Raw genomic sequence first — 21,295 nt, forward strand, 5'->3', positions numbered from 1 at the left:
CTCACCGGCCGCGGAATTCGGGAGCGCGCTTTTCGAAGACGGCCTGTACCGCCTCGGTGAGGTCCTCCGAAGGAAGGAAGGCGGCATTCCACGCTGCGACATAGCGCAGACCTGCGGCAACCTCGTCTCTGCGACGCTGGTCGACGACGTCCTTGACACCTTGCACCACCAGCGGAGGATTGGCGGCGATTTCGCGCGCGGTGGCATGTGCGGCGTCCAGCGCCGCTTCTTGATCCGGAAAGACATCGTTGACCAGGCCGATCTTTTCCGCGCGCGCGGCATCGATGTCCTTGCCGGTGTAGGCGAGTTCACGCAGGTGTCCTTCGCCGATGATGCCGGGCAACCGCTGCAACGACCCGACATCGGCGACGATCGCAATCTTCGCCTCTCGCAAACTGAACGTGGCGTCCGCGCTGGCGTAGCGGATGTCGGCGGCGGCGATCAGATCCAGCCCACCGCCGATACACCAGCCGGACACCGCGGCGATCACCGGCTTGCGGCAGTCGGCCACGGCGGTGATCGCGGCTTGCAACCTACGCACCTCACCGAGGAAGTCGGTGCGCGGGGCAGCCAGCGCACGGTCGGCCAGCAGCGGCCCGAATGTCCCGGCCATGCTGGACAGATCGAGGCCGTAGGAAAAGTGTTTACCCGAGCCGGTCAGGACGATCGCATGGACTTCGGGATCGGCATCGAGCCCGCCGAAGATCTCCGGCAGCTCTCGCCAGAAGTCCGGACCCATCGTGTTGCCCTTGCCGGGTCCGGTCAACGTCACCTGGGCGACGTTGTCCTTCGTTTCGACGGTGAAAGCCAGCCAGTCTGTCATCCTCACAGTATGTCGGATCCACCGTGCAGGTTACCCGGGGACCTGCAGTGATCGAGATCTCCTGCAGTGCCTCGCGGCCGCCGTGATCGGAAGCCTTCGCAGGTACGAACGGTGAATCCGGGCAGTCGAATCGACCTTTGCGGGTCTGCACATTTCGAGAAAGAGGCCCTTGCGGGTAACCATGTCCCGCCCGCGCCGGTTTCGTCACCGAGCGCCTACCCATGGCGGGCCACTATCCGTACCGGGTTCCCGGTATCGCTGGCCCTGGCCACGCTGATCCTGATCAACAAGTTGCACGCCCGCACCGCAACGGCACGGAATACGAGCGTAAATTCGTCGTGTGACCGAAGTACCACGGCCCGAGACGGATTTTCGGATACCCGATGATCTGAGCGGTATCACTGCCGAACAATATCGCGCGTCCATGCGCCACTACCCCGCAGGCGTGACTGTCGTCACTCTCAATTGCGCACGCGGTCCAGTCGGCTTCACCGCGACGTCCTTTGCGTCGCTATCGCTGGACCCGCCGTTGGTTTCGTTCAACATCGCGCACACCTCCTCGAGCCTGTCCGGGCTGCTGGAAGCAGACTCCGTGGTCATCCACTTTCTCGGCGAGCATCAGCAGCACTTGGCCCGGCGGTTTTCGCGGATCGCCGAGGAGCGCTTCACCGATCACTCGCTGTGGACCACGTTGGATACCGGCGAACCGGTCCTCCACGGCACGCCGATCTGGATGCGCGCCACGGTGCACCGACTCATTCCCATCGGCGACCACACCCTCATCGTCGGACTGGTCACCCGTGTGCACGACAACACCGACGAAAAGCCCGCCGCGGCCCCATTGCTCTACTACGACGGGCGCTACCACCGCCCCAGCTCGTTGGCCGACTGATCGGATGCGCGACTGCGGCGCCCGGGACCGATCCGGCGCCCACGCGCGAAACGGTGTTGGCAACCAACCCGTTGCGCGACGACAGGAATGTGAGGCAAGTCGATGACAGGTGCACCGAGCACCCTGCTCGCGACGGAGCTCGACGCACCGGGGCGTTCGCTGCTGCGTGGCGAGCACGCACCCGCGGCCAGGACCCTCGTGGACGTTCTGACCGCAACGGCGCTCACGTATCCCGACGCCCCTGCCCTCGACGACGGCCAGGTGGTGCTCTCCTACAGCGAGTTGGTTGCCGAAATCGGGCCGATCGAACAGCGCCTCCGCGAGGCGGGCGTACGCCGAGGCGATCGCGTCGGAGTACGCATGCCGTCGGGCGCCTCCGGGCTCTACGCCACCATCTTGGCGGTGCTCTACACCGGGGCCGCCTATGTACCGGTCGATGCCGACGACCCGGACGAGCGTGCCCGCCTGGTCTTCGACGAAGCGCAGGTCACCGCGGTCGTAACCGTCGCGGGCATCCAGACCACCACGACCGACCTCCCCGACGTGGAGGGCGACGCGCCGAGCAACACGGGTACGCAGTTGCCGGGACCCGACGACGACGCCTGGATCATCTTCACCTCGGGCTCGACGGGAACACCGAAAGGCGTCGCTGTCACACACCGCAGCGCTGCCGCCTTCGTCGACGCGGAAGCGAGCCTGTTTCTGCGCGAAGATCCGATCGGTCCCGGCGACCGGGTCCTCGCCGGACTCTCGGTCTCCTTCGACGCCTCCTGCGAAGAAATGTGGCTGGCTTGGCGCAACGGCGCCTGCTTGGTTCCCGCTCCTCGCGAACTGGTGCGCACCGGTGCGGACCTGGGTCCCTGGCTGGCGCGACGCGAGATCAGCATCATCTCGACGGTGCCGACATTGGCGGCGACCTGGCCGGCAGAAGCGCTGGACACAGTGCGTCTGCTGATCTTCGGGGGCGAAGCCGTCCCTCCCGAGCTCGCCGAACGCTGTACCGACGCAGAACGCGAAGTATGGAACACCTATGGTCCCACCGAGACCACTGTCGTCGCATGTGCCGCGCGTCTGGACGCGGGGGGGCCGATCCGAATCGGGCTTCCGCTCGACGGTTGGGATCTCGTCGTGGTGAACCGAGCAGGCGAGCCAGTAGCCGAGGGGGAATCCGGCGAGTTGGTCATCGGCGGCGTCGGACTCGCGCGCTACCTCGACCCGGTGAAGGACGCGCAGAAGTACGCACCGCTGCCGTCGGTCGGCTGGGAGCGCGCCTATCGCAGCGGCGACCTCGTCCGCAACGACAGTCCCGGTCTGGTCTTCCTGGGACGTGCCGACGACCAGATCAAACTGGGCGGCCGCCGGATCGAACTCGGTGAGATCGACGATGCATTGCAGCACCTACCCGCCGTCACCGGCGCCGCAGCCGCACTGCGAACCACGACAGCGGGCAACAGGGTCCTGGTGGGCTACGTGACCGGACCGGACTCCGACTTCGACACAGAGGCGGCGCGCGCCCTGCTCGCCGAAAAACTTCCGGCCCCACTGATCCCGAGACTCGTGGTCGTCGCCGAACTACCCACCCGGACTTCGGGCAAGATCGACCGGGATGCGCTGCCGTGGCCGCTACCCGGCGGCACGCAGCACGACCATTCCACCTTCACCGGCACAGCGCAGTGGATTGCCGGACTATGGGATTCGATTCTCGGTGCCCGAGTCGACGACCTCGAGGCCGATTTCTTCGACCTCGGTGGGGGATCTCTCGCTGCGGCACTACTGGTGGCCGCGGTGCGCGAACGCTACCCGCACGTCACCGTTGCCGACCTCTACGACCACCCTCGGCTCGGCGCACTGATCGAATTCTTGGAACGAACCACGCCCGCTGTCGCCACCACCGAACGGGTCGTGCGTCCGACGCCGCGGCTTGCGCAGACGGCGCAGGTGCTGGCCACACTGCCGCTGACGACACTCACTGGCCTGCAATGGCTCACCTGGTTGGCGATCGTGGCACACATTGCCGCCTGGTCCGACTCGCTGCCGTGGCTGCCACACCCGTCGGGGTGGTGGACGCTGACCGCGTTCCTGCTGTTCATCTCCCCGCCCGGCCGTATGGCGATCTGTGTGGTAGGTGCGCGCCTGTTGTTGCGCGGGGTGGGGCCGGGAAACTATCCACGTGGTGGCGCCATTCATCTGCGCTTGTGGGCGGCTGTGCGACTCTCCGAAGCCAGTGGCGCCGAAAACCTCGCCGGCGCACCGTGGATGGTGCCGTTCGCGCGAGCGCTGGGCGCAACGATAGGTAAGGGGGTCGACCTGCACTCTCTGCCACCGGTAACGGGCATGCTCGAACTCGGCGACGGATGCAGCGTGGAGCCGGAAGTGGACTTGTCCGGCTACTGGATCGATGGCGACACGGTGCGAGTGGGTCCGATCACCATCGGTCCCGGCGCAGTCGTCGGCTCCCGATCTATCCTGCTGCCCGGCACGAGTATCGGCAAGAACGCCGAAGTGGCGCCCGGTTCGGCAGTGGTGGGCAGGGTGAAAGCGGAACAAGAATGGGCCGGTTCGCCCGCACAGAAGGTCGGTAGGGCTCGACACCGCTGGCCATCGCAGACACCTCGCCGCGCCAGGCATTGGGTCGCCGTGTTCGGCCTGACGTCGATCGCTTTGGCCGCCATGCCGATACTCGGCCTCGGCACGGGGGGTGCGTTCCTCGCGTGGAATGTGCACGACATACCGACACTGACCGCAACACTCGCCAGGTCTTTCACGATCCTTCCCGTGGCTACCGTCCTCGGCCTCGGGGTGTATGCCGTGGCAATCATCGCTGCGGTCCGGCTGCTGAGCATCGGCCTGAGCGAGGGCTACCATCCGGTGCGCAGCCGTGTCGGGTGGCAGGCATGGGCGACCGTGCGGTTGCTGGACTCCGCACGCACCTTTCTGTTCCCACTGTATGCCAGCTTGCTCACGCCCATGTGGCTGCGTTTGCTCGGTGCGAAGGTCGGCAAGAGCGTCGAGGCCTCCACCGTATTGTTGCTACCGAGGTTCACCACGGTGGCCGATGGTGCGTTTCTGGCCGACGACACCATGGTCGCCGGATACGAACTCGGCGGCGGTTGGCTGCACATCGGCGCGGCCAAGGTCGGCAAACGCGCCTTTCTCGGTAACTCCGGAATGACCGCGCCCGGCCGCCGGGTGCCGAAGAACGGCCTGGTCGCCGTGCTGTCAGCGGCCCCGTCCAAGGCGAAAGCGGGATCGTCGTGGCTGGGCAGCCCACCGGTACGGCTACGTCGGGCGGCCGACAGTGCCGACACCGGTCGCACGTTCGACCCACCCACACGCCTACGCATTGCACGCGGCATCGTCGAAACCTGTCGACTGCTGCCCGTTCTGGTGACGTTCGCCATCGGACTCGGTGTGCTGTACACACTCGCCTGGCTGGCGCAAGCCGTCGGGTACCTGGCAGCCGGGCTGCTCAGTGGCGTGGTACTGCTGGCCGCGGGCGCTGTCGCCGGAGTGAGCACGATCGCTGCCAAGTGGTTGCTGGTAGGGCGGATCGCTCGTGGCGAGCACCCGCTGTGGAGTTCGTTCGTGTGGCGCAACGAAGTGTCGGACACCTTTGTGGAAACAGTTGCCGCACCGTGGTTCGCGCGCGCGGCGACGGGGACGCCCGTACTGAATCTGTGGCTTCGTGGACTAGGGGCGACGATCGGCCGAGGAGTATGGTGCGAGTCCTATTGGCTACCCGAGGCGGACCTGGTGACCCTCCGTGACGGCGCAACCGTGGAACGCGGTTGCGTGGTACAGACCCACCTGTTCCACGATCGGATCATGACGATGGACACCGTGGTTCTCGGCGCAGGCGCCACCCTCGGCCCCCACTGCGTGGCCCTACCTGCCTCGGTCATCGGAGACAACACCACCATCGGCCCCGCGTCTCTGGTCATGCGGGGCGACACCGTACCCGCCTCGACCCGATGGTGGGGCAATCCGATCGCACCGCTGTTCGCCAGCGATCCCGGAGGGGACCGATGACGGGCAAATTCTACGAGACGCCCATCGACGAATACCTACCGCAGAGTGGAAATGCGGGGTACAGGGTCTCGCGTTACGACCTCGAATTGACCTATCGGGTTGTCGGTAATCGGCTCGCCGGGCGCGCCGCGATCACTGCGGTGACCACCGCGGCGCGACCGCGGTTCGCCCTCGACCTCGACCAGGCGCTGAGCGTGTCGAAGGTGGTCGTCAATGGAGCCAAAGCCGCGAAATTCGTCCATCAGCGCGGCAAGTTGCTGATCACTCCGCGAGATCGGATTCCGGCCGGCGGTGCATTGGTCTTGGTGGTGCACTACCAGGGCATCCCGAAACCCGTGCGTGGGCCATGGGGCGATGTCGGCTGGGAAGAACTCGGTGAAGGCGCGTTGGTGGCCAACCAGCCCAACGGCGCGGCGTCATGGTTTCCCTGTGACGACCATCCGAGTTCCAAGGCGCGCTATCGGATTTCGATCACCACCGACTCGCCGTACTATGCGGCGGCCAACGGCACTCTGGTGGGTAAACAGACCAAGGCCAGCAGTACCACCTGGGTGTACGAGCAATCCGAGCCGATGTCGAGCTATCTGGCGACAGTCCAGATCGGCCCGTATCGCAAGTATCGCCTGAGGTCCCCGCGTGCCTCGGTGCCCATGCAGGCCATCCTGCCGCCCGCGCTGCGGGTGGTTTTCGACCACGATTTCGCCCGGCAACCTCAGATGCTCGACGTCTTCGAGGCGGCGTTCGGCCCGTACCCGTTCGATGAATACACCGTGGTCGTCACCGACGACGAGTTGGACATCCCGATCGAGGCGCAGGGTATGTCGATCTTCGGAGCCAATCACTGCGACGGCCGCCGTGGCGCCGAACGACTGGTCGCGCACGAGCTGGCGCACCAGTGGTTCGGCAACAGCCTGACCATCCGACAATGGCGAGACATCTGGCTGCACGAGGGCTTCGCCTGTTACGCCGAATGGATCTGGTCCGAGGCGGCAGGCGGACCCACCGCCGACCAACTGGCTCGAGCGGCGCGGCACAACCTGTCGCGTGAACCGCAGGACATCGTGATCGGCGATCCTGGGCCGCAGCGCATGTTCGACGACCGGGTCTACAAACGCGGTGCGCTGACCTTGCACGCACTGCGCCTACAGCTCGGTGATTCGACCTTCTTCGCGTTGTTGCGCGACTGGACGATCCGCTACCGACATTCGTCGGTCACCACCGAGGAATTCACCGACCTCGCAGCCCATTACAGCCTGGCACCGCTACGACCGCTATGGGAACACTGGCTGCTCGGGCAGTCCCTGCCTCACTTGCCGCCCACCGGCGGAATGTCGACCGCATGATCGCAACACCGCCCAGCACTCGGTATGTCCACAGTCGCGGCGTCGCTATCGATGGGGACTGCTACGTCGGTATGAGCCAGGTACCCCACGGGGTGTTGCGCACCCCCGTGTAGATCGCCATCGCCACGAAAAACATCCAGATCGTGGTCGGGCTCATCGAGGGCAATCGCATCGACCGACCACGCCACCCCCGAATCGTCCAGTCGGTCACCCATATCACGAGCGCGAGTACCAACGGGATCGCGAGGAGGTTGCTCTGCACGGCATCGCCGATCTGCCCGTCGGTGAGGTGATGCACCGCGCGCATACCGCCACAGCCCGGGCAGTACCAGCCCGTGAGCGCGTAGAGCGGGCATACGCCGTAGGAGCCTTCGACGTGGGGATCACGCACGTGCAGGAGGACGCCGAGGCCGACCCCGAAGCCGGCCGTCAGTATGGGCAGTCTCACGCCGCGCCAACCCGTCTCGGACTCGGCCTGCGAGCCGGTGACGGAGTCAGGGGCAGTGTGCGCACTTTCCACGGAACCAACGGTAGCCGGGGGTCGGTCGGGGCCGCCACAGCGCTCGACGAAATGCCGCAGCGCCCGACGAAACCACAGCGCCCGACGAAACACCAGCGCCCGACGAAACCACAGCGCCCTCGCTGGCCACGAGCACCCAGTTGGGGCCGGGAACGGCACCGGCCTTCAACAGGAACAGGAACGACTCAGGAACACGCTCGGCCTACCCGATGTTTTTCCGAAATCCTGCTTTGACCGGATTGAATTCTGGGTACGCCTTGGTACAACGCCAGAATTTCACCCGCTGCGCTTGCACTAGCAAGCACTGAGCTTGCACTGTACTGTGGCGGTGGACACAAAGGAGTGCACGATGCTGGTGAAGTCGATGAAGACGCTTGCGGACGCGCGCAACGGCGCGCTGACCGCCGCCTACCGCGCTGGGCTACGTTCTCGAACCTTCCAGACCGCGTCACTGAACGCCCCTACGACGCCGCATGCGGTCATCCCGGTCACCACCAGGGACGGTGTCCGCCTGCGGGCGAAGGCCTACGGCCCGGCCGATGGCGATGTCATCGTGCTGATCCATGGCTGGAGTTGCAGTATCGAATACTGGAATCCACAGATCAACGCCTTCGCCGACCGGTATCGAGTGATCTGCTACGACCAGCGCGGTCACGGTGCCAGCGAACTCGGCCGTACCGAACCCAGCAAGGAAACGCTGGCCGATGACCTGTCGTCCGTTTTGGACGCCGCGCTTCGGCCCGGCCAACGCGCCGTGCTGGTCGGGCACAGCATGGGCGGCATCACGGCGCAAGCCTGGGCGGAGCGCTACCCGGAGCAGGTCGAGCGGCGTGCAGCCGAAATCGTCCTGCTGAACAGCAGCCCGGGCGAGATCCGCTACGACAGTGACGTCCTGCCGCTGATGAACAAGCCGCTGACCATTGCCGAGCGTCCGGTGACCGTGCTCGGCCGCACGGTGCGAGTGCCGATGGTCCTCACCGAGGCTCTGGTAACCGCCCCCGTCCCACTACCGGGCGGCTGGCCGGCGAACATGGCGCTCAAGGCGCGCATCATGTCCAGGCATGCAACCGCGGACGAAGTGGACTTCGCACTGAGCATCGTACGGTCGTGTCGACCGTTGAGCCGAGGCAAGCACGCCGCGGCACTGGCCGACATGGACCTGTCCGAGGCCACCGCCGCGATCACCGTGCCCACGACGGTGATCGCCGGCAAATACGATCGCTTGCTGCCCGAACGCATGTCACGTCGCATCGCGGACGCACTCGGCAAAACCGGTCACTTGGCCGCGTACCATATCTGGCCCACCGGTCACCTGGGCAATATCGAAGCCGCGCACCGCTTCAACGCGGAGTTGGCGAGTATCGCCAGGCGTGCCCACCCACCGCGCGCAGTCATCGCGGGCTGACCGGGGACAATGGATTCTCGACACAGCTGAGGGCACCCGACTCGGGTGCCCTCGATGTTCACCTGGGCCGTCCGGCGCGCACCGTGCTCACGTCGCCGTCGATCGTCTCGCAGGTTCGGGTGCGGTGACGGTATAGCGGCGCCCGCGGATCGGATCGGCTCGATACCGGACCGCAGCGTCGACGACCACGGTCGGCTCCCCCGGGCTCACTCGGATTGTCATGGGGCTGGATCGGAACACGGCTTCCTCCCGTGCGAACTATTCCCCGAGGTGGACGATCGGGCCGAACTGATGCTCATAGTTGCTCATGCTGTCGTTCAAGATCTGCATCAGCCGGAAGATCAGCGCCGGCGGGAACTTCACCCTCGAAACCACCTGCGTGGGTTGATGCACCACTGGCTGCCCGGCGTCGTTCACACCCGGATCGCCTGGTAGGTACACCAGGAAATCGAGAGTGAAGTCGGTGCGGTTGTACCAGCAGGTGAACCCATTGGCGTAGGCACCGGCACTCAGAGCCTCCGGCACGATCACTTCGACGGTGGGCGGCGGTAGAGCCGGTTCACTCATCAGCAACGACCTTTCGCGGATCGACGAAAGGGAACACGGTCGGAGCCGACAGTGGTCCCTTTCGCCGACGTCGTTCAGTGTCGAAAGAACCGCTCGTTACCGCGACTGCATCTGCCGTGCCTGCTGCCGCAGCTGGTGCAACTGCAGTTCCCACTGCATGGCCCGGTCCTGGCTGCGAGCAGCCTGATCTTCGGCCTGCTGGGCCAGCTGAGTGGCCTGATCAGCCTGATCCTGGGCCGTTTGTGCGCGTTGATTGGACTGGCTGGCTTCGCTCTGCGCTTGCTGAGCCTGGCTCTGCGCCCGATCGGCCTCACTCTGTGCCTGCTGGGCCTGATTCTGGGCCACAATGGCCTGTTGGCGAGCCTGCTGCGCCTGCTGGTTGGCCTGATTGGCCTCGTTCTGCGCCAGCTGCGCCTGATGAGAGACCTGACGCGTCTGCTGCTGCGACTGCCGGGCCAGATTCTGCGCCTGCTGTGCATACTGGCGAGCATTCTGGGCTTCCTGCCGCGCTTCATCGACAGCCAGCCGCAGCATCTCGATATTCCGGATGTCGTCGATGTCGCCGCGCTTCAGGTCGGCCATCGTGTCTTGTGCCATGTGAGCTTCCCTCCAAAGTGGTTGAGTGGACAGACTCGTTGGACCGGACCCATTCTTACGGACACGACGACTGAGTACAGCAACTTGCATGCAACGATTTAGAAATGCTGCTGAATCAGCGATAAATACGATGTCAATTGAGAGAAATACTACCCGAATCCGTGCTGCAGCTCGCACGGAACGAGACACAGCTATTTTTTAGCAACAAGAACTGTGCGCTTGGCCATCGGATCGTCTATTTCCGATATAAACGGTATCTGTTGTTATCATCGTTTCATGACGATGAAGGAGCATTCGTGTCCGACTGACCCACAGAGCTTGGATCCCGCAGTCGCACTGTTCCATAGCCTGTCGGATGCCACGCGGCTGGCAATAGTGCACCGGCTGGCACACGGAGAAGCGCGGGTCGCGGACCTGGTGTCCGGACTCGGTTTGGCGCAGTCCACCGTGTCGGCGCATGTCGCATGCCTTCGGGACTGTGGGTTGGTCGTGGGGCGGCCGCAGGGTCGTCAAGTGTTCTACAGCCTGACTCGTCCGGAGCTGATGGATCTGCTGGCATCGGCGGAGACGCTGCTGGCCGCAACGGGCAATGCGGTGGCGTTGTGCCCGAACTACGGAACCACCTCGGCCGGATCCCGGACGGCGACTCGAGCATGAGCGATGCTTGCTGCAGCCACGAAGAGCCCTCCGGCGAAATCGGTGATCCCGATCACCGTGAAACGGAAAGGCTGTGGGAGATCACCGAGCTACGGGCAGCCGCCGTGTCCGGAGTGCTGCTGATCACTGCTTTCATCAGCGGCCGGGCCGGTGCGCCAGGGGCGGTGGAGCCGAGTTTGCAGGCCGCCGCGTTGGTGGTCGGTGGCTACACCTTTGTCCCCTCCACCCTCGAGCGCCTCGCCAAGGGCAGGATAGGCGTCGGCACGCTGATGACCGTCGCGGCGATCGGCGCCGTCGCGCTCGGTGAGATAGGGGAAGCCGCAATGCTGGCATTCCTGTTCTCCATCAGCGAGGGACTCGAAGAGTACGCGGTTGCGCGCACGCGACGAGGCCTGCGTGCGTTGCTGTCCCTGGTCCCCGAGCAGGCGACCGTGCTGCGCACAGGTATCGAAACCATGATCACACCCGCGGAGTTGCGGGTTGGGGATCGGATGGTGGTGCGGCCGGGCGAGCGAATCGCCACCGATGGCGTGATCTCCGAAGGACACGGCGCGGTGGATGTTTCGGCGATCACCGGGGAATCGGTGCCGATGGAGGTCGGTCCGCGCGACGAGGTGTTCGCCGGGTCGATCAATGGCACCGGAGTTCTGGAAGTCAGGGTAACCGCGACCGCGCAGGACAACTCCTTGGCGCGGATCGTGCGGATCGTGGAGACCGAGCAGGCCCGCAAGGGCGCTTCCCAACGACTGGCAGACACTGTCGCCAAGCCTCTCGTACCAGGAATCCTGGTAGCCGCGGCAGCGATCGCGCTATTCGGTGCAATATTCGGCGATCCTGCCACCTGGATCGAACGCGCCCTGGTCGTCGTGGTCGCGGCATCGCCGTGTGCGCTGGCGATCTCGGTGCCGGTGACAGTGGTCGCTGCGATCGGTGCGGCCAGCACGTTCGGTGTGCTGATCAAGGGTGGAGCCGCGTTGGAAGCGCTCGGCAGGGTCCGCACGGTCGCACTCGACAAGACCGGCACCCTCACTGCGAACAGCCCCGTCGTCGTCGAGGTCGCCACTGTCGACGGTGTCGAATCCGATCGTGTCCTGATAGTCGCAGCGGCACTGGAATCGCGAAGCGAACACCCTCTCGCCGGAGCGATCCTGGCCGCCTCCGGCCAGGTCGCCTCGGCCACCGACGTCGAAGCGGTCACCGGGTCCGGCTTGACCGGCCGGATCGGTGAGCGTCCTGCACGATTGGGTCGCCCTGGCTGGATCGAGGCCGGTCCATTGGCTGCCGAGGTGGAACGAATGCAACATGCCGGCGCCACCGCAGTGCTGGTCGAGGACAACGGCACTGTGATCGGCGCAGTGGCCGTACGCGACGAGTTGCGACCCGAAGCGCGAGAGGTCGTCGCTCGCCTGCACGCGACCGGATGCCGAACAACCATGCTCACCGGTGACAATGCGCGCACCGCCACCGCACTTGCCGGCCGAGCCGGGATCGATACCGTCCACGCCGATCTACGTCCGGAAGACAAGTCCCGCCTGGTCGCCGAGCTTCGGCGAGATCGGTTCACCGCCATGGTCGGTGACGGCGTGAACGACGCGCCCGCCCTGGCCACCGCGGATGTCGGCATCGCGATGGGCGCGATGGGCACCGATGTGGCTATCGAAACCGCCGACGTCGCCCTCATGGGCGAAGACCTGCGCCACCTCCCCCAGGCACTGAACCACGCCCGCCACGCCCGGGCGATCATGCTCCAGAACATCGGCCTGTCGATGGGTTTGATCACCATCCTCATCCCACTCGCCCTGATCGGGGCACTCGGGTTGGCGGCGGTGGTGCTGGTACACGAACTCGCTGAGATCATTGTCATCGCCAACGGTGTTCGCGCCGGACGCATCCAAGGCCTGCCCCCGGCTGCAGCCCCGGCGCGGACACCTGCAGCCACAGCCGTGGCGTGACCCTCTCTCGCGTACGCGGCGCCGATGGTTGCTCGGCCGGCGTCGCTGGAGGCCGGCTCTCCACTTCCACCGGTTGCTAAACGGATCGGTGTTCCGTAATTTATACGGAACACCGATCCGTATAGCTGCCGGATCGGTGCATGCAACGGTTGATCACACCTCCGAGGAAGAAATAGATGAGCGACGCACCAGCGACCGATGTCAGCACCGACTCGACCACACCGATCAGCTCGGTCGAGCTGGTCCTGCCGGCGGCACCCGACCGGGGCCACGATCTACAGGTTCGAGTCTCCGCACCGACGACCGGCCACGACCTGCCGGTCATCGTCTTCTCACACGGCATGGCCAAGTCCATGAACGACTACGCCCCGCTGGCCGACTATTGGGCAGCTCGGGGATTCGTCGTTGTCCAACCGACCCATCTCGACTCGCTCGACCTGGCCTCCGACGACCCGCGCACCCCACTGATCTGGCGTATCCGGGCCGCCGACCTGACCTCCGTTCTCGACCAACTCGACAGTGTGGAAGCCGGCCTACCGGGACTGGCCGGCCGTGTCGACCGTGACCGCATCGCGGCCATCGGACACTCGTGGGGCGCACAGACCGTGAGCATGCTCGCGGGCGCGCGCGTCGTCGACACCAACGGCGCCCCCGGTGAAAGCATGGCCGACCCGCGGATCGACACTGCCGTGCTGCTTTCCCTGCCGGGAATCGGCGGCGCCGACCTGACTGCGTTCGCCGCCGAAAACTTCCCGTTCATGAGCCCTGATTTCGCCGAGATGAAAACGCCCAGCCTGATCGTCGCCGGGGACCACGACGACTCGCCACTGACGGTACGCGGTCCGGACTGGTTCACCGATGGCTACCTACTCGGCCCGGGCGCCACCGATCTGCTCACCATCTTCGGCGCGGAACACGGACTCGGCGGCGTCGAGGGCGACAAGGACGCACAGACCACCGATGAAAGCCCCGAGCGCGTCGCACTCGTCCAAAGGGCCACCTTGGCGTACCTGCGTACCGCACTGGGCCTCGACAACGACGCATGGCCCACCGCCCGCGGAACCCTGACCGCCACCAGCGCCCCACTGGGAAGAATCGACTCGAAGTGAATTCGAGCGCAATCCACTCGCCCTGATTCGGATACACAGGTTGGCATGCTGGCGATACCTGCACACCTGGTCTGTCAGGTCCGGACCGGATCGTGGGTGTCGACGAAGTCCAGGAAACGCGGAATCGCCTGCTCAGGATTCGCCCACATCACGTCGTGTCCCAAACCTGGGTAGACATGGATATCCGCAGAGGGAATGTGCTTGCGAATCCGGGCCGCCGTGACCTCGGGGTCGTTGACCACCGTCTCGGCACCGAAGAGCACCAGCATCGGCGCGGTGATGGCATCCAGCTGCTCGTCGGTGAGCGGACGTGCCCAGGGCATGCCCGTTCGGAATTTAGTGGTCGCCAAGGCAACCGCGAACTCGTCGTCATCGAGCTCGTACCCGGGATTCAGCCACTTGCCGAGCTTCCGAAACCGCTCCGGAGTCGGGCGCATCCCCGCGACAAGGAACTTCAGCAGCACCCGCCACGGGGGCTTGACGAGGGCGGCCGGGGCCGGTTCGATCATGGTCAGACTCGCCATACGCTCGGGATATGACGCTGCGGTGAGGATGGCGGGCCAGGCGCCCAAAGAGTTTCCCGCTAGGTGGATTCGGTCCACGCCGAGCCCATCGAGCACCTCGAGCAGCCATCGGGCGACGTCGGCTTCGTCACGCAAGGGAGCGGTTTGCTCGCATCGTCCCGGCCACCCCATCACATCCGGGGTATACACCACATGATCGCGCGCCAGATCCTCGATGAACCGCAGCCACATTTGGCCATTGCCCAATATGCCCGGTAGCAGCAGGATCGGCGCGCCTTGTCCAGTTCCCGACGTGCGTACCGCAGTCGTCCCGAAGGAGGTTTCGACGGTGGACCGGGTCGATGGTAGAGGCCACTGGGCGGCCATAACGTCGTAGGCGCGCAGGAAATCGTCTTTCGCTTCGCTGTTCACGAATCGTCCGATCTTGGGCATGAGCCTCCCTCTCATTCGGTTTTCCGATATGAGCATATCACTTTATGGGGTATCGGCATACCACTTCGCTGCGCTGGTACCGCCTGCCCTTCCTCTGACTCGGCCGCACTGCGTCCAAACCCACGGCGGCACGCTTCCCGACTCGACAGCCGGAGCCTGCACACCGAATCCTGCTGCACGTTGGGCAGTGAGTGTTCTGATCTGGTCGCGCTTCGCGCGCTTGTGGGGCGCCGACACTTGCTGGACAGGTGCTGGACCGGACCGCGGATAGTGAGGCAGGCAGGCGCCAAAAGGCCTTTGATCGACCGCGGGAGCCCAACCGTCGCACCGCTGTCGTTGTGTTCAGCGTTGCTTGTCGAGATCACGCCACCGTGAATTCGCCGACCTGACTGCGTTCTGCGCCAAAACTCCCCCTGGAGACAAACTAAACGAGCCAGGATTTCGGCGGACCGTAGCCTTCTTCATCCTCATCGGTCCAGTCCGATGGCAGCACGTAGACCTCCTTACTGCGCCGGGGGGTATACGTACGCTCGACCGCTATGTCCTTCTGCAGTACCGGGTCACGTTCGACAGTCGGTTCCTGTGGCTCCATCTCATCCGATGGCGCGCAGCGCTGCTGCTCGCGGTGGAATTCTCTCTGCAGAGTATCGGACAACTCCCCACCGCCTCGAGTCGCTCGCTCGTCTGCATCGAGAAAAGCGTTGACCACCAACCGCGAGGCTGCTGTGTACTCGGCGAGTATTCGATCCATCTCGGCCGCATAGTTCATTGCCGATCCCCAATGTCGATATCGATATCGATTCGAACCCCATCGTGCTGGTGAGCATCGGCGGGCGTCGACGGTGCTGGTTGCGGCGAGACTGCCGGCGGAGCCTGGGTATTCACCTGCCGATCCACACTGCCTGCGCCACCGCTCGCTGCGTCGGACATCGCCTTGGCGACACTCCCATTGCTGCCTTCACCGCCGCCGCCAGATGCTAGAGCATGATTCGCCGCGTCGGAAGCTGCAGTACTCGGTTGTTCGACACTAGAAGTCAGAAACGGGACACCATCCTTGATACCGAGTGTGTACTGGTGCGCTACTCCATCGGGGCCGGTAACGGTGGCCGTGACCGCCCCATCTTCCGCCTGTGTCAGCGTCAGCCGCCCACCAGGAAGGTGCAAGTCCACCAAGAGCTTCGACCCGTCTGGTGTATCGGGCTCGTCGATCGGCGGATCGACAGAGGGGATGTCGACAAAAGGCGCATCGGCAGAAGGGGTATCGGCGGAAGAGGTATCGATGAGCGCGCTCAGCCCCTGCTGCGCCGTCGTCACGATCCGATCGATGCCCTGCTCCACTGCCTGCTTCAAAGGACCGACCGAACCGGAAACCGAAGGACCGACCGAACCGGAAACCGGCGGAATGGGATCGAACTGCGGAAACGTCGAACCAGTGGGCGCTGTGGGAGCAACCGACGCAGGCGTGGTGACGACTCCTGGTGTGACCTGCGCCGGTACCACGCTCGGATAAGTCGATGAGGACCCCGGTTCCTCTGCCTGTTGCTTGCGGTCGCCCCTGTCTTCTTTGTTGTGTTCGTCTTCTTGCGTGTGTTCGTCTGCTCGCTTGCGCTCGTCGTCCGGCTTCGGGAACGATGGCGAGTCGCGATCTTCCACCAGGTCCGTCACAGGCTTGAACGCTTGGCGTATGTAATAGTCGGCCAGTCCGCACTGATGGACGTAGGCGGTGAACGCCTCCCGCACCGCCGGGCCGAATTGATTGGACAACCAGTCCTTGCACACATCCGAAACGTCCGCGTAGGGGTCGCTCAGATCAAACTCGTCCCTCGCTCTGCCAACATTTTGAAAGAAGCTTTCCTTAGCTACAGTGATGATGTGGCTCACCGGGTCTTCCCCCCCACTGAGCCGCATAGCATGCCCAGCGACCGGACACTGCGGGGTGTCGAATCCGGCGATGAAATTCGCTTTGTCCCTCACGATCTGCAGGAGCACGTCCGGTAAGGCTTCCAGGGCTGCCGCGAGCTCCTGCAGGCGTTGGTTCTGGAGATCGGCTTGTGCGTGAAGACGGCATATATGCTCCAACGCAGCACTGCCCCCAGCTCCCTCCCACACCTCTGGCAGCGCGTCGGCTACGGTGCCCAGAGTCCGCGTTATATCTTCCGTCGAAGCGGCTGTGCCCGTGCCGGAAACAGCAGCCCTGAACGTCGATGCCAGGTCTCGCAGACGAGAGAGATCCATACTGCGTTGCTGGTCGTAGTGCTCGCCCCATAATCGAACAATCTCGACTTCGGGATCTTTGAACGCTTCGATGACCTCTCCGTCGATCAACTCGTTTCCGACCGAAAACGAAGGTACGACAATAGACTCGAACCCATCGAGCTCCAATACGTCGCACACGCGGTGGTAGCGCACCAGGGCCAGCTTGAACCACTGAAGCCCTGGCGCGGCCTGATCGAGGATGTCATTCACGTTGGTGGCGGTGATCTTCGGCTTATCACTCCAGATCGGCCGGTCGAATGCCTTCTTACCGTCGTACTCGAGGTACCTCTCGAGTTCCGCCCGCTCGGCAGTCAAGCCCCGCTGGTACTCCTGTTCGGGATTGGTCATCCCGCCCCTAGGTCTCTGGCAGCAGCATCGATCCGAGCACGGTTGTCCTGATCGACCGACTCATTCGTGGCTACCGACCGGCGCAGAGTCTCCGCCGTCGCACCAGATGCCTCGGACCACGAATGCAGCATCTTCACAACGCTATCGACACCCGCTGCGAGCTGCTGTCCCTGCTGCCGGTAATCCTGACCAGCATGGGCAGACTCGAAACCGATCTGCTCGATCTGTGCCGCATACCCCCGTGTCGCATCAGCTGCCGGCTCGATCGCCTGAGCCATACCCAGTACCTGCTCTGATACGAAATGCATTGCCCCTCCCTGCTTTCCACAACGACCCAACACCGTCGGGACCTACCGCGTTTCAGAATCATGGCATAGAAGCCCACCGGACGCCATTTCCCGGATGTCGGTGAACCCGCGGACGCATCTCGCACAACGGTAGGACCAGAACGGGTGAATGACACCACAGATCTGCGCCCAAGATATCCCCGGTGATTCGGTCAGGTCCGGGGATTCAGGGCAGCACGTCGGCCCGCGTGCGGCCCGGCGGCACCGCGGCGGATCGTTCGCCACCGCCATCGGCCGCGATGGTCTGACTGTAGAGCAATCGCAGCGCGTCCGCCGATGCCGCGTCCTTCGGCGTGTACAACTCGAGTCGGTGATCGGTGCTGTCGGGCTGTAGCCAGACCTGGTAGTCGACCACCAGCTCTCCCACCGTCGGATGGCGCATCTGCATGGTGCCGACTGTGCAGTCGGCAACCGCGCCGGTCGACCACAGCGATGCGAATTCCGGGCTACGCATGAGCAATTCACCGATCAGTTCGGCCAGTCGGCCGTCCGAAGGGTACTTCCCCGAGGTGAATCGCAGATAAGCAACGTGCGCTCGGGCGAGTTCGTCCCAGTTGGCATACAGATCACGTGTGAGCGGGTCGAGGAAGAACATCCGAGGTATCGAGGGACGGCGGACAGACTCCGACGGCGCGGACGCGTCGATGTGCTCGGCGAGCAGCGCGTGCCCGACCTGGTTCCAGGCGAGTACGTCGCCGCGGCGTCCGAGGATGACTGCGGGCGTGGCATCGGCGAGCGAGGCGAGCAGAGCGAGCACTCGTGGATGCGGCACCTCGGGTCGGGGGCGCACCATGCGGTTCGTCGTCGATCTGCGGGCGAGATTGTGCAGGTGGACGACTTCGTCCGGATCCAGTCCGAGTACACGTGCCAGCGCGTCGAGAACCTGTCGCGAGGCCGTACCCACCTGATCCTGTTCCAGCCGTGTGTAATAACCGACACTCACCCCCGCCAGGTGGGCCACCTCCTCGCGGCGCAACCCCGGTACCCGCCGGGCGGTCGCGTACTGGAGCAGACCCGCTGCTTCCGGGGTTGTGCGGTCGCGGCGGGTCTTGAGAAAGCGGCCGAGACTTTCGGGTTCCATATCCCCCGAGGATATCTGCGATTGCCGCGGGATCGACGTCCGTGCCTGCCCCTTCCGGGTATACCCACGGGAGGGGGATGGCTGTGCCGCGGCTTGCGAAACATCATCGGGCTATGAGTAGTCGGACCGACCACCCGAGGTCGAATTCAGTCGACCGCCACGCCTGGCTGGGTCTGCTGGTGGTACTCGGCCCGGTCCTCCTGGTCTCCATGGACGGATCGGTTCTCTTCCTCGCCATGCCCGAAGTCGCCTCGGCTGTGTCACCCTCGGCGGACCAGGCTCTGTGGATACTCGATATCTACGGATTCGTCGTCGGCTCCCTGCTCATCGCGTTCGGCAGTATCGGCGACCGCTACGGTCGCCTGCGGCTGCTCCTGGTCGGTGCGACTCTGTTCGGCATCGGGTCGACAGCCGCCGCACTATCCGCGAGCGCCGAGATGCTCATCGCCTCGCGGGCTCTGATGGGTCTGGGCGGCGCGACCCTGCTGCCCTCCGGGCTCGCCGTCCTGAGCGAACTCTTTACCGATCCGCGGCAACGCGCACGTGCCATCGGCATCTTCGCAGCCACTTTCGCCACCGGATTCGCAATCGGCCCGATACTCGGCGCCGTCCTGCTCGACAGCTTCTGGTGGGGTTCGGTCTTCCTGATCAACCTGCCGGTCGTGCTTATCTTCCTGACCGCGGCACCCGTCGTACTGCGCGAAGTACGCTCGACCGGTCCCGGACACATCGACGCCCTGAGCGTCGCCCTGTCCGCTCTAGGACTGCTCGCGATCGCCTACGCGATCAAACACGTCGCCGCCTACGGGACAACCCCGGTCACTGCAATCTCTGCGGTACTCGGAATCATCCTGTTGACGTCGTTTATCCGGCGCCAGCGCGGACTCGACCATCCGCTCATCGATCTCATGTTGTTCCGCGAACGTGCCTTCACAGTGGCCATCCTGACCGGCCTGCTGTCACTGGTCGCCTGGTCGGCGAGCGCCTATCTCAGCGCCACCTATCTACAATCTGTCCTGGACTACTCGGTCCTGGTCGCCGGCATGCTGGTGCTGCCCGGTGCCGCCGTGCTGACCACCTCATGCATCGTGACGCCGTCGGTCGTGGAGCGGGTGGGTAGGCGGACCTCGCTCGTCGCATGCCATGCCTTCATGGCAGTGGGGCTGGTGTTGTTACTGTTCACCGGTCCGACCCACGGCGTGGAGTGGTTCATCGCCTCGGCCGTTGTGGCGGGCGTCGGCTATGGCATTTCCTTCAGCCTCGTCGCCGAGACGGCCGTCGCCGCCGTTCCCACCGAACGTGCCGGATCGGCAGCCGCCCTCGCGGAGACGAGCAATGAGATCGGCAACGCGCTCGGAATCGCGCTGCTCGGTTCCCTCGCCGCCTTCGTGTTCCGCACCAACGGGCCCGACCAGGCGGGCACACTCACCGAAACCCTTCACATCCAAGGCCTGAACACTGAGGTAGTGCAGGACGCGAAATCCGCGTTCGTCGACGGCTTGCACGCCGCGGGGCTAGTGGCAGGACTGCTGTGCACGCTGCTCGCGCTACTCGCCATCCGCTGGATTCCAGCGTCCGGCATGGCCAACAGCGACGATCTGGTGAGCCGGGACGCCGCACCGACGGACGCTGCGCGCGCCCCGGGAACACCCGAAGCGAGAACGCCCACGCACTGACCTGCCTATACCCATGCGTCGGCGGGGTCGGTACCCAACTACGAGCCGGGCTCGTGGTCGCTCGAGTCCAGTCGAGTTTTCGATATCCGACCCGATCACTCGGCATGGCGCCATGCCGAACTCCAGCCCATCGCGTGCCGAAGGTCCTCACAACGGGTCGCGGCCGACAACCGGGTATCCGTGGGATTGCCACCGAGTGTGGGCTACGCGCGGCGACTCGTGATCACCGGATTCCATCCGTTGGACGGAGCGCGGTTCCTGCGCGATGAACACCATGTCGACGCGCGAGTGGTGCGTTTGGTTGCCAACCGGCCACCGAATTCCCCGTTCTCGACGACGAACTTCTGTCGGATGCCCTGACCTACTGCGATATGACCACCACTCCGCATAGTGAACCGACAACACCACCAGAACGGATAGGTGAGATCGTCTCGCGTTATGGCCCCGATTCGGTTGTGGGGCGGTTCATCCGCCGCGCTGAGCCGGAGATTCTTGCGGTAGCCGGTCGGATCGAAAGGGCGTTGCCGGATCAGCCGAGATAGGGGTAGTCGCCGGACAGGTAGTCGCTGATCTGCTGGCGCATACTCGGGTGGATGTCGTACTGGTCCAAGTTTTCCGGTGATACGAAGGTGACGCCGTCGGCCTCGTCGTTGATCGTCGGCTCTCCTGCGACCGGTCGGCCGATATAGGTGTTCTCGTACTGCTGACGGATCTCGCCGTCGGTGTAGGCGACGATG

18 protein-coding genes and 1 pseudogene are annotated in these 21,295 nt (G+C 64.6%); 9 read left to right on the top strand and 10 right to left on the bottom strand.

Annotated features, from left to right (window positions below; translation table 11 throughout):
• Position 1: 1 nt before the first annotated feature.
• Positions 2-823 carry a crotonase/enoyl-CoA hydratase family protein gene (locus K940_RS0103250; protein WP_028476348.1) on the bottom strand — a complete coding sequence of 274 codons (822 nt, stop codon included), beginning with the start codon at positions 821-823 and terminating at the stop codon, positions 2-4.
• Between the two features lie 424 nt (positions 824-1,247).
• Between K940_RS0103250 and K940_RS0103255 the strand changes: the two genes are divergently transcribed.
• The 3 genes from K940_RS0103255 to K940_RS0103265 all read left to right on the top strand — a co-directional run bounded on the left by K940_RS0103255 (position 1,248) and on the right by K940_RS0103265 (position 7,087).
• Complete coding sequence (locus K940_RS0103255) at positions 1,248-1,715, top strand: flavin reductase family protein (protein ID WP_081706128.1); 468 nt, start codon at positions 1,248-1,250, stop codon at positions 1,713-1,715.
• A 102-nt stretch (positions 1,716-1,817) separates the two neighbouring features.
• A complete protein-coding gene (locus K940_RS0103260; protein WP_051406820.1) occupies positions 1,818-5,744 on the top strand; it encodes a Pls/PosA family non-ribosomal peptide synthetase in 3,927 nt (1,308 codons plus the stop codon).
• Entirely contained in the window at positions 5,741-7,087 is a 1,347-nt protein-coding gene (locus K940_RS0103265; protein WP_028476351.1) for a M1 family metallopeptidase, read from the top strand. Before K940_RS0103260 ends, K940_RS0103265 begins: the two co-directional genes overlap by 4 nt.
• Positions 7,088-7,148: 61 nt before the next feature.
• Here K940_RS0103265 and K940_RS26760 read toward each other — a convergent pair whose 3' ends face one another.
• The gene (locus K940_RS26760; protein ID WP_036527322.1) at positions 7,149-7,607 is read right to left on the bottom strand and encodes a DUF2752 domain-containing protein; all 459 of its coding nucleotides are present in this window, start codon (positions 7,605-7,607) and stop codon (positions 7,149-7,151) included.
• Positions 7,608-7,956: 349 nt separating this feature from the next.
• Between K940_RS26760 and K940_RS0103275 the strand changes: the two genes are divergently transcribed.
• Entirely contained in the window at positions 7,957-9,012 is a 1,056-nt protein-coding gene (locus K940_RS0103275) for an alpha/beta fold hydrolase (RefSeq protein WP_028476352.1), read from the top strand.
• 258 nt (positions 9,013-9,270) lie between these two features.
• Here K940_RS0103275 and K940_RS0103285 read toward each other — a convergent pair whose 3' ends face one another.
• Both K940_RS0103285 and K940_RS0103290 read right to left on the bottom strand, forming a co-directional pair.
• Positions 9,271-9,579, bottom strand: coding sequence for a DUF3467 domain-containing protein (locus K940_RS0103285; RefSeq protein WP_028476353.1), 309 nt, complete (start codon positions 9,577-9,579; stop codon positions 9,271-9,273).
• A gap of 96 nt (positions 9,580-9,675) precedes the next feature.
• Positions 9,676-10,176, bottom strand: a complete 501-nt coding sequence (locus K940_RS0103290) for a hypothetical protein (RefSeq protein ID WP_028476354.1) — start codon at positions 10,174-10,176, stop codon at positions 9,676-9,678.
• Positions 10,177-10,452: 276 nt separating this feature from the next.
• Between K940_RS0103290 and K940_RS0103295 the strand changes: the two genes are divergently transcribed.
• The 3 genes from K940_RS0103295 (at position 10,453) to K940_RS0103305 (ending at position 13,894) form a co-directional block, all read left to right on the top strand.
• The gene (locus tag K940_RS0103295; RefSeq protein WP_028476355.1) at positions 10,453-10,833 is read left to right on the top strand and encodes a helix-turn-helix transcriptional regulator; all 381 of its coding nucleotides are present in this window, start codon (positions 10,453-10,455) and stop codon (positions 10,831-10,833) included.
• Complete coding sequence (locus K940_RS0103300; protein WP_028476356.1) at positions 10,830-12,785, top strand: cation-translocating P-type ATPase; 1,956 nt, start codon at positions 10,830-10,832, stop codon at positions 12,783-12,785. Before K940_RS0103295 ends, K940_RS0103300 begins: the two co-directional genes overlap by 4 nt.
• Before the next feature lie 176 nt (positions 12,786-12,961).
• On the top strand, positions 12,962-13,894 hold the full coding sequence (locus K940_RS0103305; protein ID WP_028476357.1) for a chlorophyllase: 933 nt from the start codon (positions 12,962-12,964) through the stop codon (positions 13,892-13,894).
• Between the two features lie 74 nt (positions 13,895-13,968).
• Here K940_RS0103305 and K940_RS0103310 read toward each other — a convergent pair whose 3' ends face one another.
• From K940_RS0103310 to K940_RS26765, 5 genes are all read right to left on the bottom strand, one after another.
• Complete coding sequence (locus K940_RS0103310) at positions 13,969-14,850, bottom strand: alpha/beta fold hydrolase (protein WP_028476358.1); 882 nt, start codon at positions 14,848-14,850, stop codon at positions 13,969-13,971.
• Positions 14,851-15,274: 424 nt separating this feature from the next.
• Positions 15,275-15,619 (bottom strand): hypothetical protein, encoded by a 345-nt coding sequence (locus K940_RS0103315; protein WP_028476359.1) that lies wholly within the window; start codon positions 15,617-15,619, stop codon positions 15,275-15,277.
• Entirely contained in the window at positions 15,616-17,454 is a 1,839-nt protein-coding gene (locus K940_RS0103320) for a hypothetical protein (RefSeq protein ID WP_028476360.1), read from the bottom strand. Before K940_RS0103320 ends, K940_RS0103315 begins: the two co-directional genes overlap by 4 nt.
• Positions 17,451-17,762 carry a hypothetical protein gene (locus tag K940_RS0103325; RefSeq protein WP_028476361.1) on the bottom strand — a complete coding sequence of 104 codons (312 nt, stop codon included), beginning with the start codon at positions 17,760-17,762 and terminating at the stop codon, positions 17,451-17,453. The genes K940_RS0103320 and K940_RS0103325 overlap by 4 nt, the downstream gene beginning before the upstream one ends.
• 205 nt (positions 17,763-17,967) lie before the next feature.
• Positions 17,968-18,882: a helix-turn-helix transcriptional regulator gene (locus K940_RS26765; protein ID WP_036527323.1), complete on the bottom strand. Its 915-nt coding sequence runs from the start codon at positions 18,880-18,882 to the stop codon at positions 17,968-17,970.
• A gap of 113 nt (positions 18,883-18,995) precedes the next feature.
• On the opposite strand from K940_RS26765, the gene K940_RS26770 reads away from it, so the two are divergent.
• Positions 18,996-20,558 (top strand): MFS transporter, encoded by a 1,563-nt coding sequence (locus K940_RS26770; RefSeq protein ID WP_051406821.1) that lies wholly within the window; start codon positions 18,996-18,998, stop codon positions 20,556-20,558.
• 180 nt (positions 20,559-20,738) lie between these two features.
• Positions 20,739-20,918, top strand: coding sequence for a hypothetical protein (locus K940_RS32835; RefSeq protein ID WP_028476362.1), 180 nt, complete (start codon positions 20,739-20,741; stop codon positions 20,916-20,918).
• A gap of 169 nt (positions 20,919-21,087) precedes the next feature.
• On the opposite strand, the pseudogene K940_RS0103345 reads toward K940_RS32835, so the two are convergent.
• Positions 21,088-21,295: pseudogene (locus K940_RS0103345) on the bottom strand (DNA mismatch repair protein MutT); the annotation flags it as partial.

This window comes from Nocardia sp. CNY236 (assembly GCF_000482385.1).
Classification (GTDB): Bacteria; Actinomycetota; Actinomycetes; order Mycobacteriales; family Mycobacteriaceae; genus Nocardia.

Bases quoted from the DNA above. Each gene is read 5' to 3' on its own strand.
- K940_RS0103315 (WP_028476359.1), bottom strand. From the start codon at position 15,619: ATGAACTATGCGGCCGAGATGGATCGAATACTCGCCGAGTACACAGCA.
- K940_RS0103285 (WP_028476353.1), bottom strand. From the start codon at position 9,579: ATGAGTGAACCGGCTCTACCGCCGCCCACCGTCGAAGTGATCGTGCCG.
- K940_RS0103300 (WP_028476356.1), top strand. From the start codon at position 10,830: ATGAGCGATGCTTGCTGCAGCCACGAAGAGCCCTCCGGCGAAATCGGT.
- K940_RS0103320 (WP_028476360.1), bottom strand. From the start codon at position 17,454: ATGACCAATCCCGAACAGGAGTACCAGCGGGGCTTGACTGCCGAGCGG.
- K940_RS0103250 (WP_028476348.1), bottom strand. From the start codon at position 823: ATGACAGACTGGCTGGCTTTCACCGTCGAAACGAAGGACAACGTCGCC.
- K940_RS0103325 (WP_028476361.1), bottom strand. From the start codon at position 17,762: ATGCATTTCGTATCAGAGCAGGTACTGGGTATGGCTCAGGCGATCGAG.
- K940_RS0103310 (WP_028476358.1), bottom strand. From the start codon at position 14,850: ATGCCCAAGATCGGACGATTCGTGAACAGCGAAGCGAAAGACGATTTC.
- K940_RS0103295 (WP_028476355.1), top strand. From the start codon at position 10,453: ATGACGATGAAGGAGCATTCGTGTCCGACTGACCCACAGAGCTTGGAT.
- K940_RS0103275 (WP_028476352.1), top strand. From the start codon at position 7,957: ATGCTGGTGAAGTCGATGAAGACGCTTGCGGACGCGCGCAACGGCGCG.
- K940_RS0103260 (WP_051406820.1), top strand. From the start codon at position 1,818: ATGACAGGTGCACCGAGCACCCTGCTCGCGACGGAGCTCGACGCACCG.
- K940_RS26770 (WP_051406821.1), top strand. From the start codon at position 18,996: ATGAGTAGTCGGACCGACCACCCGAGGTCGAATTCAGTCGACCGCCAC.
- K940_RS0103255 (WP_081706128.1), top strand. From the start codon at position 1,248: ATGCGCCACTACCCCGCAGGCGTGACTGTCGTCACTCTCAATTGCGCA.
- K940_RS0103305 (WP_028476357.1), top strand. From the start codon at position 12,962: ATGAGCGACGCACCAGCGACCGATGTCAGCACCGACTCGACCACACCG.
- K940_RS0103290 (WP_028476354.1), bottom strand. From the start codon at position 10,176: ATGGCACAAGACACGATGGCCGACCTGAAGCGCGGCGACATCGACGAC.
- K940_RS26765 (WP_036527323.1), bottom strand. From the start codon at position 18,882: ATGGAACCCGAAAGTCTCGGCCGCTTTCTCAAGACCCGCCGCGACCGC.
- K940_RS0103265 (WP_028476351.1), top strand. From the start codon at position 5,741: ATGACGGGCAAATTCTACGAGACGCCCATCGACGAATACCTACCGCAG.